Origin of the sequence: Pseudomonas sp. MWU318 (assembly GCF_016756945.1) — a bacterium.
Taxonomy (GTDB): domain Bacteria; phylum Pseudomonadota; class Gammaproteobacteria; order Pseudomonadales; family Pseudomonadaceae; genus Aquipseudomonas; species Aquipseudomonas putida_A.
Genome location: NZ_JAESJL010000002.1, coordinates 716,836 through 731,184 on the forward strand (window position 1 = coordinate 716,836; position 14,349 = coordinate 731,184).

Annotated in this window: 11 protein-coding genes; 6 read left to right on the forward strand and 5 right to left on the reverse strand. The window is 60.8% G+C overall.

Annotation, left to right across the window (positions count from 1 at the left end; translation table 11 throughout):
* Positions 1–101 precede the first annotated feature (101 nt).
* Positions 102–1,019 (forward strand): transcriptional regulator MetR, encoded by a 918-nt coding sequence (gene metR, locus JN524_RS07245; RefSeq protein ID WP_007968856.1) that lies wholly within the window; start codon positions 102–104, stop codon positions 1,017–1,019.
* Between the two features lie 217 nt (positions 1,020–1,236).
* Here metR and JN524_RS07250 read toward each other — a convergent pair whose 3' ends face one another.
* The 4 genes from JN524_RS07250 to JN524_RS07265 form a co-directional block, all read right to left on the reverse strand.
* Positions 1,237–1,734 (reverse strand): GNAT family N-acetyltransferase, encoded by a 498-nt coding sequence (locus tag JN524_RS07250; RefSeq protein WP_202368944.1) that lies wholly within the window; start codon positions 1,732–1,734, stop codon positions 1,237–1,239.
* 2 nt (positions 1,735–1,736) lie between these two features.
* On the reverse strand, positions 1,737–2,375 hold the full coding sequence (locus JN524_RS07255; RefSeq protein WP_134787245.1) for a LysE family translocator: 639 nt from the start codon (positions 2,373–2,375) through the stop codon (positions 1,737–1,739).
* 23 nt (positions 2,376–2,398) lie between these two features.
* Positions 2,399–2,833, reverse strand: a complete 435-nt coding sequence (locus JN524_RS07260; protein WP_202368945.1) for an NUDIX hydrolase — start codon at positions 2,831–2,833, stop codon at positions 2,399–2,401.
* 67 nt (positions 2,834–2,900) lie between these two features.
* A complete protein-coding gene (locus JN524_RS07265) occupies positions 2,901–4,262 on the reverse strand; it encodes an HD domain-containing phosphohydrolase (RefSeq protein ID WP_202368946.1) in 1,362 nt (453 codons plus the stop codon).
* A 241-nt stretch (positions 4,263–4,503) separates the two neighbouring features.
* Between JN524_RS07265 and JN524_RS07270 the strand changes: the two genes are divergently transcribed.
* From JN524_RS07270 to JN524_RS07290, 5 genes are read left to right on the forward strand one after another with little or no spacing between them, the layout of a single operon-like run.
* Positions 4,504–6,768: a GGDEF/EAL domain-containing response regulator gene (locus tag JN524_RS07270; protein WP_139054260.1), complete on the forward strand. Its 2,265-nt coding sequence runs from the start codon at positions 4,504–4,506 to the stop codon at positions 6,766–6,768.
* Entirely contained in the window at positions 6,765–8,639 is a 1,875-nt protein-coding gene (locus JN524_RS07275) for a putative bifunctional diguanylate cyclase/phosphodiesterase (RefSeq protein ID WP_202368947.1), read from the forward strand. The genes JN524_RS07270 and JN524_RS07275 overlap by 4 nt, the downstream gene beginning before the upstream one ends.
* Before the next feature lie 40 nt (positions 8,640–8,679).
* Positions 8,680–9,633, forward strand: a complete 954-nt coding sequence (locus tag JN524_RS07280; RefSeq protein ID WP_202368948.1) for a cytochrome-c peroxidase — start codon at positions 8,680–8,682, stop codon at positions 9,631–9,633.
* Positions 9,630–11,444, forward strand: a complete 1,815-nt coding sequence (locus JN524_RS07285) for a DAHL domain-containing protein (RefSeq protein ID WP_202368949.1) — start codon at positions 9,630–9,632, stop codon at positions 11,442–11,444. Before JN524_RS07280 ends, JN524_RS07285 begins: the two co-directional genes overlap by 4 nt.
* A complete protein-coding gene (locus JN524_RS07290; RefSeq protein ID WP_202368950.1) occupies positions 11,441–12,844 on the forward strand; it encodes an ATP-binding protein in 1,404 nt (467 codons plus the stop codon). Before JN524_RS07285 ends, JN524_RS07290 begins: the two co-directional genes overlap by 4 nt.
* Positions 12,845–12,850: 6 nt before the next feature.
* On the opposite strand, the gene JN524_RS07295 is transcribed toward JN524_RS07290, so the two are convergent.
* Positions 12,851–14,176: an APC family permease gene (locus tag JN524_RS07295; protein WP_202368951.1), complete on the reverse strand. Its 1,326-nt coding sequence runs from the start codon at positions 14,174–14,176 to the stop codon at positions 12,851–12,853.
* Between the last annotated feature and the right edge of the window lie 173 nt (positions 14,177–14,349).

Here is a 14,349-nt window from a genome sequence, read left to right on the forward strand (position 1 = left end):
GGACTGTGCCCCGCTGCTGTTTGAGCGGTCGACAGCGCCGTCAACATGAGACAAACTCACCGCTTTCGCCATAATCACAAATTTTCTTCATGGGGCCAGCAGTGCTTGAAATCCGTCATCTGAAAACCCTGCACGCCCTGCGCGAGGCTGACAGCCTGGTCGATGCCGCCGACCGCCTGCACCTGACCCAATCGGCGCTGTCGCACCAGTTCAAGGAACTGGAGGAACGCCTGGGCATGCCGTTGTTCGTGCGCAAGACCAAACCGGTGCGTTTCACCAGCGCCGGCCTGCGCCTGCTGCAACTGGCTGATGCGACCCTGCCGCTGCTGCGCGCCGCCGAACGCGATATCAGTCGTCTGGCCGGTGGCACCGCCGGGCGCCTGCACATGGCGATCGAATGCCACAGCTGCTTCCAGTGGCTGATGCCGACCATCGACCAGTTCCGCGACGCCTGGCCGGAAGTCGAACTCGACCTCGCCTCGGGCTTCGCCTTCGCCCCGTTGCCGGCACTGGCCCGCGGCGATCTGGATTTGGTGGTGACCTCCGATCCGCTGGACATCGCCGGCATCACTTACGTGCCGCTGTTCACCTACGAAGCGATGCTCGCGGTGGCCAACCAGCACCCGCTGGCGAGCAAACCGTACATCGTCCCCGAAGACCTGCTGACTGAAACCCTGATCACCTACCCGGTAGAACGCGATCGGCTGGACATCTTCACCCGCTTCCTCGAACCGGCCGACATCGAACCGGCGCAAGTGCGCACCTCGGAGCTGTCGGTGATGATGATGCAACTGGTCGCCAGCGGCCGTGGCGTCTGCGGCATGCCGCACTGGGCGCTGCACGAATACAGCTCACGCGGCTACGTAAAGGCCAAGCGCCTGGGTGAGAAAGGTCTGTTTGCCACGCTGTACGCGGCGATTCGTGCGGACATGCTCGATGCGCCTTACATGCGCGATTTCCTGCTGACCGCCAAGGACACATCATTCTCGACGCTGGATGGGGTCAGCGCGGTTCGCTGACACCAAGGTGCCTCATGACTGACGGTAAACCGAGAACATTTGCGAGACAAAAAGATTCATTGTGGTGAGGGGATTTATCCCCGATGGGCTGCGCAGCAGCCCTGAGACCTGTGCACTCGCTGTTTCAGAGAGCCCGCGTTTGTAGGATTTGGGGCTGCTTCGCCGCCCATCGGGGATAAATCCCCTCGCCACAAAAACCTCTCACTTAGGGGGACGATCAGAGTTGTCGCCACATGTGGATCTTGTCGAAGTAGTCTTCGTCGACCCGCACCGCCAGCGGCTCAAGGCCGAACTGGATGAAGCCGCAGCGTTGGTACAGGGAGAACGCGGCGTCGTTGCCGGCGGTGACGGTCAGTTGGATGAGTTTCAGTGCAGGATGGGTGTGTGCTTCGGCGATGGCGGCCTGCACCAATGCATGGCCCAGGCCGTGCTGACGAAAATCGGCTGAGACGTACATTCCGAACAAGGTCGACTTATGGCGGGCCTTTTCTCGCGGCTCGAATGCCAGGCCGACGATGCCGGCCAGTGTGCCTTCCTCGAACGCACCGAGCACCACGTCGAGCTTGCTGGTCAGCCGCGCTTCCCACCAGCTCAGCGGCATCACCGCGCGCTCGCGCACGCTGGAGGTGAAGGCCTGCGGATGGCGGTCGTAGGCTTCGAGCATCAGCTCGCGATAAGCCAGGGCATGACTGGCGTCGAGGCGTTCGATCCACATGTTCAGGCCGTCCTGCGTTGTTCAAGCATCAGGCGCACCGCCAGACCGGCGAGTACAAAACCCATGAAGTAACGCTGCAGCGCCAGCCATGTCGGATTGCGCACGAACCACGACGCGATGCCCGCTGCGAACAGCGCGATCAGCAGATTGACGCTGAAACTGACGCTGATCTGGGTCAGGCCAAGAATGATGCTCTGGGTGAACACAGAACCGTGTTCGGGGCTGATGAATTGCGGAAACACCGAGAGGTAAAACACGGCGATTTTCGGGTTCAGGGCGCTGGTAAGAAAGCCCATGGTGATCAGTTTGCGCGACGAATCCGCCGGCAGTTGCTGCGCTTCGAACGGCGAGCGCGCACCGGGTTTGACCGCTTGCCAGGCCAGCCACAGCAGATACAGCGCACCGGCCCACTTCAGCACTTCATAAGCCAGCGGCACCGCCAGAAACACCGCGGTCAAACCGGCGGCCGCGGCAAACATATGCACGAAAAATCCCGCGACCACACCGAGCAACGAGGTGACTCCGGCCTTGCGTCCCTGACAGATCGAACGCGAGATCAGGTAGATCATGTTCGGCCCCGGCGTCAGTACCATCAACAGCGCGGCGGCGGCGAAGATCAGCAGGTCTTGAAGCGGGATCATGGCAATGTCCTTTGCGTGAATGATCAGGCGAGCGCCGTCAGTGATCTGCGATAAAACGGCAGGATCAGGTCGCGTGTCAATGGCGCCAGAACCAGACCCGCGTCAGTGGCCGGATCGATCCAGATCACTTCCTCGATTTCGGCAGCGGGCATCACATCGGTGTTGATCGTCAGCTGAAAGATCTCCGCTTGCACCACAAATCCCGGCTCGTTGGCGGCCGGCGCCGAGAACTGGCCAAGGAAGCAGGCCTGCGCCGGGTCGATTTGCAGGCCCAGCTCTTCTTCCAGCTCGCGGGCCAGTGCGTGCACCGGCAACTCATGCGCTTCGATCTTGCCGCCCGGTTGCATGAACGCCGTGGTGCCGCGCTTGCGCACCAGCAGAGTCTGGCCTTCGGCGTTGAGCAACAGCGCCGCGGCGATACGGATGAGGTTTGGAGCGACAACGGATGCAGAGGTCATGGGTCAGCCACCGGCCTGGAAAAGCCGCAAGGATCCCATGCCCGGCCTGATTCAGTCACCTCACAGGTCACTCCCCCTGAGCCTTGAGCGCGGTTTCATCCTCCTCGGGCAGCTTGACGAATATCTTGTATTTGCCGCCCTCCATGGCTTCGAAGGCAATCAGCTTTTCCACCAGCAGCGCGCTGAGCACCTTGCCGGCGTTGAGCAGCAGCATGCCGTTATCGGCATTGAGATTACGCGCCAGAATCATCCCTGCCGCCAGGTCCCGGGTGGTCAGCACCTTGACCGACGGGTCGGCGAGGGTGACGTCGCCCAGAAATGCCGCGCACACCTGAATGAAATCCTCGACCAGCTCGGGATCATACAAACGCCCGGCGTACTGCCGCAGATAGAGCAACGCTTCGTCGCTGTTCAAATGCCGTTCGAGGATCAGGCCGCGTTGCAACTCGACGAAATCCACTGCCAGTTTCAGCAACCGCGACCCCAACGGAATCGCCTCGCCCTTGAGCCGGTCAGGAAAACCGCTGCCGTCCCAGCGTTCCTGATGATGCAGGATCAGGCGCGCCGCGTCCTTCATCGGGTCAAGCGTCATCAACAGCGATTCGCTCTGCTTCGGATAGCTGCGATAACGCTCGCGATCGGTGTGACGCAGCAGATCCGAAGGCGTGGTCATCATGCCATCGGTCCAGCTCAGTTTGCCGATGTTGTACAGCGCGGCGGCCATGGTCAGATCGCGGCTTGAGGCCTCGTCCAGACCGTGCTGTTTGCAGTAGCTGCGCACCAGTTCGATGATCTGCCGATTGGTCTGCTTCGCAGGTGGCAGACGCAGATTGGCCAGCAGCGAGAACACTTCGGTGCCGGTGACATAGCTGTGTTTGAGTTCTTCGTAGGCCAGGTCAAGCATGTCGGCGGTCTGCTGCAGTTCGGCAGTGCGCGCCGCGACGTGCTTTTCCAGGGTGCTGTTGAGCAGCTTGAGCTGGTCGTTCTGCACCTGGGTCAAGCGCTCCAGACGTAGGCGCTCCTGCTCGGAATGCTGATGTTCCAGGGCTTGGCGCAGGATCAGCAGCAACTCCTCGTCATTCCAAGGTTTGCTGATGTAGCGGTGAATCTGCCCGTCGTTGATCGCCTTGATGATTGCCGAAGGGTCGGCATAACCGGTGAGCATGATGCGCACGGTCGCCGGATAGCGTAGGCGGACATGCGCCAGTAACGAGGCGCCATCCATGTTCGGCATGCGCGCATCGCTCATCACCAGGTCCACGGGCTGCTGCTCCAGCATCTCCAGCGCCTGGGCACCGCTGGTCGCCAACAGGACGTCATAGGGCTGCCCCCGCAGCAGACGGCGCAGGCTGTTGAGGATCGATTCCTCGTCATCGACCAGCAACACCTTGGGTCGATGTACCGGCAAAGGGGCGGATTGCTCTTCCATGGCTTGGCCTCAAGAAACAGGGTTATCGACACATCGACCGACCGCCTCACTGGCCCGCGCCTGAGTCCAAGGCTAGATGATTTTTGACTGCATTCACGCAAATCTTCGCTCTCAGGCTACGGCGCCGTGCCGGGACGACTATGCTGAACACGGCGCAATACTCCATCGGTCGAACCGACAAGTTGCGAGGGAAAAGGATGCCCCGGATGACACCCGCCAGCGGCCTCATGGGCGGCGCGGCATGAACCAGCCAACAGCGCAGATCAATCGTCGAGTGCTCATCGTCGACGACAGCCCGTCGATTCATGGCGATTTCGCCAAGATTCTCTGCCCGCTCGTCCCCGCTGACGACGGCCTGGGTGAAACCGAGAATCTGTTGTTTGGCACCCCGTCCGCGACACCGTCCCAGCATTTCGAGCTGGACTCGGCCTTTCAGGGCCGCGAAGCGCTGGAAAAACTCGAAGCCGCGCTGGCTGAAAACCGCCCCTACGCCATGGCGTTCATCGACATGCGCATGCCGCCAGGCTGGGATGGCCTGGAGACCATCGAACGGCTGTGGCAAGTCGACCCCAAGCTGCAAGTCGCGCTGTGCACGGCGTATTCCGACTATTCCTGGGAAGACATCGACCAGCGTCTGGCACTCAATGACCGCTTGCTGATTCTGAAAAAGCCGTTCGATGCGATCGAGATCCGGCAGATGGCCAGCGCGCTCACGGTCAAATGGCAGATGACCGAAGACGCCGAGCTGAAAATGAACCAGCTGGAACAGGCGGTTCAGGCGCGCACCCGCGAGCTGTCCGACGCCAACATGATTGTGCAGAACAGCCCGACCATCCTGTACCGGCTGCGCGGCGATCCGTCGTTTGCCCTGATGTACATCTCCCACAACATCACCCGCTACGGCCATGTCGCCGCCGACCTGCTGCGCTCGCCCAACTGGGCGCAGGAACTGATTCATCCGGACGATCAGGCCAGCGTCGATGCCGCCATGGCGCGGGTGCTGGATCGGCATGCGTCGGGCGCGTCGATCGAATTTCGCCTGAGAACCGGCCAGGGCACCTGGCGCTGGGTGGAAAACCGCTACATCCCGGTGCGCGATGATGACGGCCGTCTGCTGGAAGTCGAAGGCATCATCCTCGATATCACCGAACGCCGCGTGGCCGAGGAAAAACTGGCGTTGCTGGCGCGCTCCGACGGCCTGACAGGCCTGGCCAATCGCGCCACGCTGATCGAACGCCTGCATCAGGCCTTCGCCGCCGCGCGTCGGGGGGCCGCACCGTTTGCGGTGTTTTATCTGGATCTTGACCACTTCAAGCGGATCAACGACACCTTGGGCCACCCGGTGGGCGATCTGCTGCTGCAGGAAGTCGCCCGCCGCATCAAATCAGGCGTGCGCGAAAGCGACGTGGTGGCGCGCCTGGGCGGCGATGAATTCGCGATCCTGCAACTGGACGTCAGCGATCCGACCCAATCAGCCGCCATGGCGGCCAATATCCGCGACACGCTGCTGGCGCCCTACAACCTGGCCGGCAATGCGTTGCACATTTCGGTGAGCATCGGCATCAGCAGTTACAGCGAGCTCAGTCTCGACGCCGACAGCCTGCTGGGCCAGGCCGACATGGCGCTGTACCGCGCCAAGGAAATGGGGCGCAACCAGTATCACTTCCACTCCGAGGACATCTCGCGGGAAGTGGCCGAACGCATGACCCTGGTCGACGAATTGACCAGCGCCCTTCAGGGCAATCAACTGTTGCTGCATTACGCACCGGAGATTGACCTGCACAGCGGCAGGATTCTGGGCATGGAGGCGCAAATCCTCTGGCAACATCCGCGCCTCGGCCTGCTGCCGGCCTCCGCTTTCGTACCGATAGCGGAGAAAACCGGCGCGATCATTCCGCTCGGACGCTGGGTACTGAATCACGCCTGCCACCAGATGCACCTGTGGCGAAATGACGGGGTCGCCCCGCCGGTGATGGCGATCAAGATTTCCCTGGCACAGCTCAAAAGTGGCCCCGAACTGATCTACGACGTTCTGCGCACCACCGCACGCTGGGAACTCGCCCCCTGGGACCTGCGATTCGATGTCACCGAAGCCACGCTGGCCCAGACCAAGTGGACCCACAACGATGCATTGCCGCGCCTGCGTGAGCTGGGCGTGGCGATTGCCATCGATGATTTCGGCACCGAATATTCCTCGTTCGATTACCTGAAAACCTACCGGGTCAATCACCTCAAACTGGCCCAGAGCTTTATCGCCAGTGCGTCCCAGGATGTGGCCGGAGCCAACGCCCTGCGAGCGATCGTCAATTTCGCCCGGGATCTGGACATCGGCATCATCGCCGAAGGCCAGACACCCCTGAATCGACCCGATGTACCCCGTGCCGAAGCACCGCTGCCCAGCGCACAGGGGTTGTATTTCAGCGAAGCGGTCAGCGCCGAACAGGCGGGCCGGCTGCTCCGGGACGTGCCCCGCGCGGCGCCCTCCCCCAAGGAGGATGAGGCATGAAAACGGCCTTCCCCCAGACCAACCGGCGCATCCTGATCATCGATGACACGCCAGCGATTCATGAGGACTTTCGCAAGATTCTGGCCCCGCAGGCGCAGGACGACGTCGACTTGCATCAGTTGGAACAGACACTGTTCGGCACCCGTCAATCGCCGCACCTGACCTTCCAGCTCGACTCCGCCTATCAGGGCCAGGAAGCCCTGGCCCTGGTCAAACAGGCGCTGAGCAATGGCAGTCCGTATGCTCTGGCGTTCATCGACATGCGCATGCCACCGGGCTGGGATGGCCTGGAAACCATCGAGCAGCTATGGCGTGTCGATCCAAATCTGCAGGTTGCCCTGTGCACCGCGTACAGCGACTACAGCTGGGAAGCGATGGCCGAACGGCTGGAATTCGGCGACCAGTTGCTGATCCTGAAAAAGCCGTTCGACAGTCTGGAAATCCGTCAGATGGCCAACGCCCTGACCTGGAAATGGCAACTGGCGCAGGACGCGGCGCTGAAGATGCTCAGCCTTGAGCAGACCATCGAGGCGCGGGTTCACGAATTGCTCAAGGTCTCGCATCTGTTGCAATACGACAGCCTCACGGAGCTGCCCAACAGCACCCTGCTGGGTGATCGCCTGAGCCAGGCCATGGCTGTCTGCCGGCGCCATGACAAGCAACTGGTGGTGATGTTTCTCGGTCTGGATCGCTTCAAGCGCATCAACAATGCGCTGGGCCATCCGGCGGGCGATGAAATGCTCAAACGCACCGCCCGCCAACTGCTGTCATGCGTGCGTGATTCCGACTCGGTGTTTCGCTATGGCTCGGACGAGTTCGTGGTGATCCTCGGCGACATCAACCATCCCCAGCAAACCCACGGCGTCGCGGAAAAACTGCTGGCTGCCATTCGTCTGCCGCAGACGATAGCCGGGCATGACGTCAGCGTCACCGCCAGCGTCGGCATCAGCGTGTACCCCGATGACGGCCTCGAAGCCACCGAGCTGATCAAGAAAGCCGAGACGGCGATGCGCAACGTCAAGGAGCACGGCCCTGACAGCGTTGGCTTCTTCATCGAAGCCATGAACCAGCACGCCCGCGAGCAGCACAGCATCGAGTCGGGCATTCGCCGCGCTCTGCACGAGCATGAGTTTGTCCTGCACTACCAGCCGAAAATCGAGTTGCGCAGCGGCACCGTGGTCGGCGCCGAAGCGCTGATACGCTGGCAGAAACCGGGGCACGGCTGGGTCTACCCGGCGGACTTCATTCCAGTGGCCGAAGACACGGGGCTGATCGTGCCCTTGAGCAAATGGGTACTGGGCGAAGCCTGTCGTCAGACCCGCGCCTGGCAAACAGCCGGACTGCCGCCGATCCGCATGTCGGTGAACATGTCACCCATCGATTTTCGCCAGCGTGACTTCGTTGCGGGCGTCGAACGCGTGCTTGAGCAGACAGGCCTGGCCCCTGACTGGCTGGAGATCGAGATCACCGAAGGTGTGCTGATGCAGAACGTCGAAACAACGATGGTAGCGCTCAATCGTTTGAAGGCGCTGGGCACCCGCCTGGCCATCGATGACTTCGGCACCGGCTATTCCAGCCTGAGTTACCTGCGCCGGTTTCCGATTGATGTGCTGAAGATCGACCAGTCGTTCATTCGCGGCCTGTGCAACGACAGCAACGATGCGGCACTGGTCAGCGCCATCATCAGCCTGGGCAGGAGTCTGGGGCTCAACGTCATCGCCGAAGGCATCGAAACCGCCGAGCAACTGGCGTTCCTCAAGGCCCACGACTGCGAAGAAGGTCAGGGCTACTTTTTCAGCAAGGCATTACCGGCTGACGACTTTGCGCACTGGCTGGCCAGCGCAGCCCCGCCACCGTGGACGGCGCGATGAACGCCTCGATACCGGCCTTGAGTCAAGGAGACGATTGCCGATGAACCTGTTCCGTCCCGCCATGACGCTGCTGCTGTGCGGACTCTGCGCCGGGGCCAGTGCCGACCCGCTGGACGAGCCGCTCAAACCGTTGCCCGCCGTGCCACAGCAGGACGCCCGGCGCGTGGAACTGGGACGTCGGTTATTCCACGAGCCACGCTTGTCGATCAACAACACACTGTCCTGTGCCAGTTGCCACCAACTGGACAAGAACGGTGCCGACAGCCGGGCGCTCTCGCTGGGGTTCGACGGCAAACCGGTGGCGGTCAACACACCGACCGTGTTCAACGCCAGCCTCAATTTCCGCCAGTTCTGGGACGGCCGCGTCGAGACGCTGGAAGAACAGAGCAATGTCGTCATCACCAGCCCCCATGAAATGGGCAGCGACTGGAGCACGGTCGTCGAGCGGATCGCCAACGACGCCGATTACCGCCGCGATTTCGCCGCCACCTACCCGGACGGCGTGACCAAGACCAACATCCAGCAGGCGCTGGCCAGTTTCGAACGTACCTTGCTGACCCCCAACTCACGCTTCGATCAGTACCTGCTGGGCAATACCGACATCCTCACGCTGGACGAAAAATACGGTTATCAGCGCTTCAAGGAGTACGGCTGTATCTCCTGTCACCAAGGGGTGAACATCGGCGGCAACATGTTCCAGAAGTTTGGCGTGTTCGGTGATTACATTGCCGATCGCGGCAACCCGACCGTGGCCGATCAGGGCCGCTTCAACGTCACTCGAGACGAAGCGGATCGTGAATTTTTCAAAGTGCCGAGCCTGCGCAACGTCGCGCTGACCGCACCGTATTTTCACGACGGGTCAGCGCCTACCCTCGAACGAGCCGTGGATGTGATGTTCCAGTATCAGTTGGGACGCACGCCGACCGAAGACGACAAACGGCTGATTGTTCTGTTTCTCGAGACCCTGACCGGCCAAAGGGAAGGCAAGCCATGATCAACATTTCCCGTCGCCGTAGTCTGTTGTTGCTCACACTGGTCGTCCTCGCGTTGGCCTCGATCCTGCTGTTTCTGTACTTCAAGTCCAGCTCCGACCAAACCATGACGTACACCGAATCGCGGGATCTGATCCGGCAGATCAAACAGCAGAATTCGCTGTGGGAAAACGAGATCCTCAAGGCGCGGGTGGCGCTGACCCACAACTATGATCCGCTGGTGTCGCCGATGAACGAGATGAACCGGCTCTGGGAGCGCTTCGACGCCATAGAATCGGGGCATGGTCGAAACGATTCGACGCAGTGGAACGAGGCCTATGAGAGTTTCCTGCAAGCGATGCAGGAAAAGACCCGGCTGGTCGAACAGTTCAAATCGCACAACGCCTTGCTGCGCAACTCTCTGGCGTTTTTGCCCACCGCCGAAGACGACATTCAGCAACAACTGGCCAACCTGTCGGACTTCGATAAATCCCAGTTGGAGAACATCACCACCGATACCTACGACCTGCTGCTCAGTGCGCTGGAGTTTGCCCAGGTCACCTCCGATGACCGGGCCGCCGACATCGAGGTGGGTCTGAACAAACTCACGGTCAACGCACAGCGCCTGCCGCAGGCGTTTCAAACCCCGGTCAAAATCCTCAGCAACCACATCAGCCTGATCGCTCGCGAGCAGCCACTGGTGAATCAGTTGCTCGAAAGCATCGAAAACATTCCCGTCGCCGAACGCCTCGACAACATCACCACCATGCTCGATCGCGATCAACAGCGTGTCGATCAGGTCGACCGCCAATACCACTTCTACCTGCTGCTGTTCTCGGTGCTGCTGATGTTGTCGCTGGTGTGGCTGGCCATCCGCCTGATCGGCAGTTTCGCCGAGATCAATCGGGTCAATACAGCCCTGCAAACCGCCAACGATGCGCTTGAGCAACGCGTCGAAGAGCGCACCCGGGAACTGAAGAACGCCCAGAGCGAACTGCTCGACGCTGCACGTCAGGCCGGCATGGCGGAAATCGCCACCAACGTGCTGCACAACGTCGGCAACGTGCTCAACAGCGTGAACATTTCCAGCGATCTGATCGCGCGCAAGCTGCGCAGCAGCAAGACCCAGGGCCTGGGCAAGGCGATGCAACTGATCAACGAGCACCCGCACGACCTCGGCGCCTTTCTCAGCGAAGACGCCAAGGGCAAATTGCTCCCCGGTTATCTCAACCAGTTGGTCGGAGCCATCGCCCAGGAACAGCAGGAAATGATCGACGAATTGAACCAGATGAACAAAAGCGTCGATCACATCAAGGACATCGTCGCCACCCAGCAATCCTATGCCGGCGCCAACAGCATGACCGAGCCGCTGTTTATCAATGAGCTGCTCGAAGATGCGTTGCGCATGAACGCCGGAGCCCTGACCCGGCATCACGTCACGGTGGTCAAGGAGTACGCCGAGGTGCCGCAGGTGATGGGCGACAAACACCGTTTGCTGCTGATCCTGATCAACCTCATCAGCAACGCCAAATACGCCATGTCCGACCTCAGCAACCGCCCCCGCACCATGACCCTGGCGGTAAGGATCGTCGATGACAACTTCCTCGAAATCAGCGTCAGGGACGACGGCGAAGGCATCGCGCCGGAAAACATGACGCGGATCTTTGCCCACGGTTTCACCACCCGTAAGGAAGGTCACGGCTTCGGTCTGCACAGCTGCGCGCTGGCGGCCATCGAGATGAACGGGCACCTCACCGCGCACAGCGACGGACCGGGCAAAGGCGCGCTGTTCACCTTGCAGATCCCCCTGATCAGCGTCACGGAGAACGCATGAGCGAGCTGGCGAACCGCCGCATTCTGCTGATCGACGACATGCCGTCGATTCATGAAGACTTCCGCAAGATCCTCGCGCCACCGGCAGCACAGTCAGTGGAGCTGGACGAGATGGAAGCAGCACTGTTTGGCGCTCAGATTCGTGCCGAACGTCCGCCGTTCGAGCTGGACTCGGCCTACGGCGGCGAGGAAGGTCTGGGCAAACTGATGCAGGCCTTGCAGGAACAACGCCCTTACGCGCTGGCCTTCGTCGACATGCGCATGCCCGACGGCTGGGACGGCGCGAAAACCATCGAGCATCTATGGCAGCAAGACCCGCTGTTGCAGGTGGTGGTGTGTACCGCCTACTCGGATTATTCCTGGGATGAACTGCTCGAACGTCTGCAGGCGCATGACCGGTTACTGATCCTGAAAAAGCCGTTCGACAACATCGAAGTGCAGCAGATGGCCAACACCCTGCTGACCAAATGGCAGATGACCGAACGCGCCTCGTTGCAGATGCATCATCTGGAACATCTGGTGGATCAGCGTACCGCGCAGTTCAAGCAGGCCAGCGAAGAACTGCAGCGCGAAATAGATGAACGCAAGCAACTGGAAAGTCAGTTGGTGCAGTCGGAAAAGCTTGCGTCACTGGGGCAAATGGCGGCCGGCGTGGCCCATGAAATCAATAACCCGATCGGCTTTATCTCCTCCAACCTCGGCACCCTCGACGGCTACTTCAACCAATTGTTGAGCGTACTCGATGCCTGGCAGACGCTGGGCCCCACGCCAGACAGCGAATCCGTGGCCCGGCTTGAGCAACTGCGCAAAGACGCCGATCTGGATTTTCTGCTCGAAGACATTCCGGTGTTGATCCGCGAATCCAAGGAAGGCATTGGCCGGGTCGGACAGATCGTCAAGGATCTGAAGGATTTCTCCCGGGTCGATACCCATCAGCAATGGCAGTGGGCCAATCTGCAACAAGGCATCGACTCGACGCTGAATATTGTCGCGAGCGAACTCAAGTACAAGGCCGATGTGATCAAGGAATATCAGCCGCTGCCGGACATCGAGTGCCTGCCGTCACAAATCAATCAGGTGATCATGAATCTGGTGGTCAACGCGGCGCAGGCCATGGGCCCCGAGCGCGGCACCATCACTTTGCGTACCGGGCAGCAGCAGGACACGGCCTGGGTGGAAGTCGCGGATACCGGCGCGGGAATCGCGCCGGACATCCTGCAGAAAATCTTCGATCCGTTTTTCACCACCAAACCGGTCGGTCAGGGCACCGGGCTGGGCCTTTCCCTGTCCTATGGCATCGTGAAAAAACACGGTGGCGACATTTCGGTCCGCAGCGAACCGGGCGTGGGCACAACCTTTCGCGTCGAGTTACCGATGCGCCAGAGCCGACCCGCAGCCTGAGGTGTCTCAGGTCGCTTCCTGAAAATCCATCTCCGGCGGCTGACGACGAAAGCCGCCCGTGAGCACCGCCAGATACACCACGCCAATCGCCAGCCAGCTCAGGCCCAGATACACCGCCAGGTGATCCAGGCTGACCATCAGCCACAAGTCCGCCACCAGCCCGATGAACGGGAAGAGCAGAAACAGCACCAGCTCACGCGGGCCCTTTTTCTCGCCGCCGATCCAGTAATGAAAGATCACCGACAGGTTGACCAGACTGAACGCCAGGAACGCGCCGAAGTTGATGAACGAAGTGGACGTGGTCACGTCGAGTTTCAGCGCCAGCAACGCCACCACTGCACACAGCAGGATGCTGTTGACCGGTGTGCCGAAGCGCGCATGCAAGGCGCCGAAAAATGACTTGGGCAACACGCCGTCGCGGCCCATGGCAAACAGCAGGCGCGAACCACTGGCCTGAGCGGATAGCCCCGAGGCGAACTGGCCGACGATCAAGCCAACGAGGAAGATCGAGACGAACAGATCGCCACCGATGTTGCGCGCAATTTCATAGGCCGCCGAGTCGACGCTGTCGAACTGCGATAACGGGTGCGCGATCTGCACGAAGTACGACACACCAACGAAGATCAGCCCGCCGATCAGAGTGATCAACATGATCGCCCGTGGAATGGTGCGGCGTGGGTCGCGGGTCTCTTCGGTCAGCGTGCTGACCGCGTCGAAACCGAGGAACGAGTAACAGGCGATGGCCGCGCCGCTCATGATCAGCGGCATCTGCATGTCGCCGTTGAAAAACGGTTTGATCGACCACAACGGCGTGCGTGCATCGCCGCCGACGTAGTGCACGCACAGCGCGACGAAGGCGATCAGCACCAGAAATTGCACCAGCATCAGCAAGGCGTTGATGCCGTTGGCCAGTTTCAAACCGATGATGTTGATCGCGCTGGTGATGCCGATGAACGCCAGTACCCAGATCCACTGCGGGATCGACGGGAACGCCGAAGCGAGGTACGCCGCGCCGATCAGCCAGATCGCCATCGGCAAGAACAGATAATCGAGCAATACCGCCCAACCGGCGATGAAGCCAAGCTTGGGGCTGATCGCCTTGCGCACGTAGCTGTAGGCGGAACCGGCGACCGGGAACGCGGCGGCCATGCGCCCGTAGCTCATGGCGGTGAAGAACATCGCCACCAGTGCCGCCAGATACGCGGCCGGGACCATGCCGGCGGTGGATTGCGCGAGGATGCCGAAAGTGCCGAGGACAATGATCGGCGTCATGTAGGCGATGCCGAACAGCACCACCGAGCCTAATGACAGGGTGCGTTGCAAACGAGCCATGGGCGACTTACTCCGAATGTTATTGGATTTATGGCAGAGCCGAGTTCGGCGAATGTTTCGGGTGTGGCTTTGTTGTTTTTTGGATCAAGCAGGTGTGTTGTCTGGACTGGTCTCTTCGCGAGCAAGCTCGCTCCCACAGTGACCGCGCTCCCCTGTGGGAGCGAGCTTGCTCG

Bases quoted from the DNA above. Each gene is read 5' to 3' on its own strand.
- JN524_RS07270 (WP_139054260.1), top strand. From the start codon at position 4,504: ATGAACCAGCCAACAGCGCAGATCAATCGTCGAGTGCTCATCGTCGAC.
- JN524_RS07260 (WP_202368945.1), bottom strand. From the start codon at position 2,833: ATGACCTCTGCATCCGTTGTCGCTCCAAACCTCATCCGTATCGCCGCG.
- JN524_RS07255 (WP_134787245.1), bottom strand. From the start codon at position 2,375: ATGATCCCGCTTCAAGACCTGCTGATCTTCGCCGCCGCCGCGCTGTTG.
- JN524_RS07285 (WP_202368949.1), top strand. From the start codon at position 9,630: ATGATCAACATTTCCCGTCGCCGTAGTCTGTTGTTGCTCACACTGGTC.
- JN524_RS07295 (WP_202368951.1), bottom strand. From the start codon at position 14,176: ATGGCTCGTTTGCAACGCACCCTGTCATTAGGCTCGGTGGTGCTGTTC.
- JN524_RS07280 (WP_202368948.1), top strand. From the start codon at position 8,680: ATGAACCTGTTCCGTCCCGCCATGACGCTGCTGCTGTGCGGACTCTGC.
- JN524_RS07250 (WP_202368944.1), bottom strand. From the start codon at position 1,734: ATGTGGATCGAACGCCTCGACGCCAGTCATGCCCTGGCTTATCGCGAG.
- JN524_RS07265 (WP_202368946.1), bottom strand. From the start codon at position 4,262: ATGGAAGAGCAATCCGCCCCTTTGCCGGTACATCGACCCAAGGTGTTG.
- JN524_RS07290 (WP_202368950.1), top strand. From the start codon at position 11,441: ATGAGCGAGCTGGCGAACCGCCGCATTCTGCTGATCGACGACATGCCG.
- JN524_RS07275 (WP_202368947.1), top strand. From the start codon at position 6,765: ATGAAAACGGCCTTCCCCCAGACCAACCGGCGCATCCTGATCATCGAT.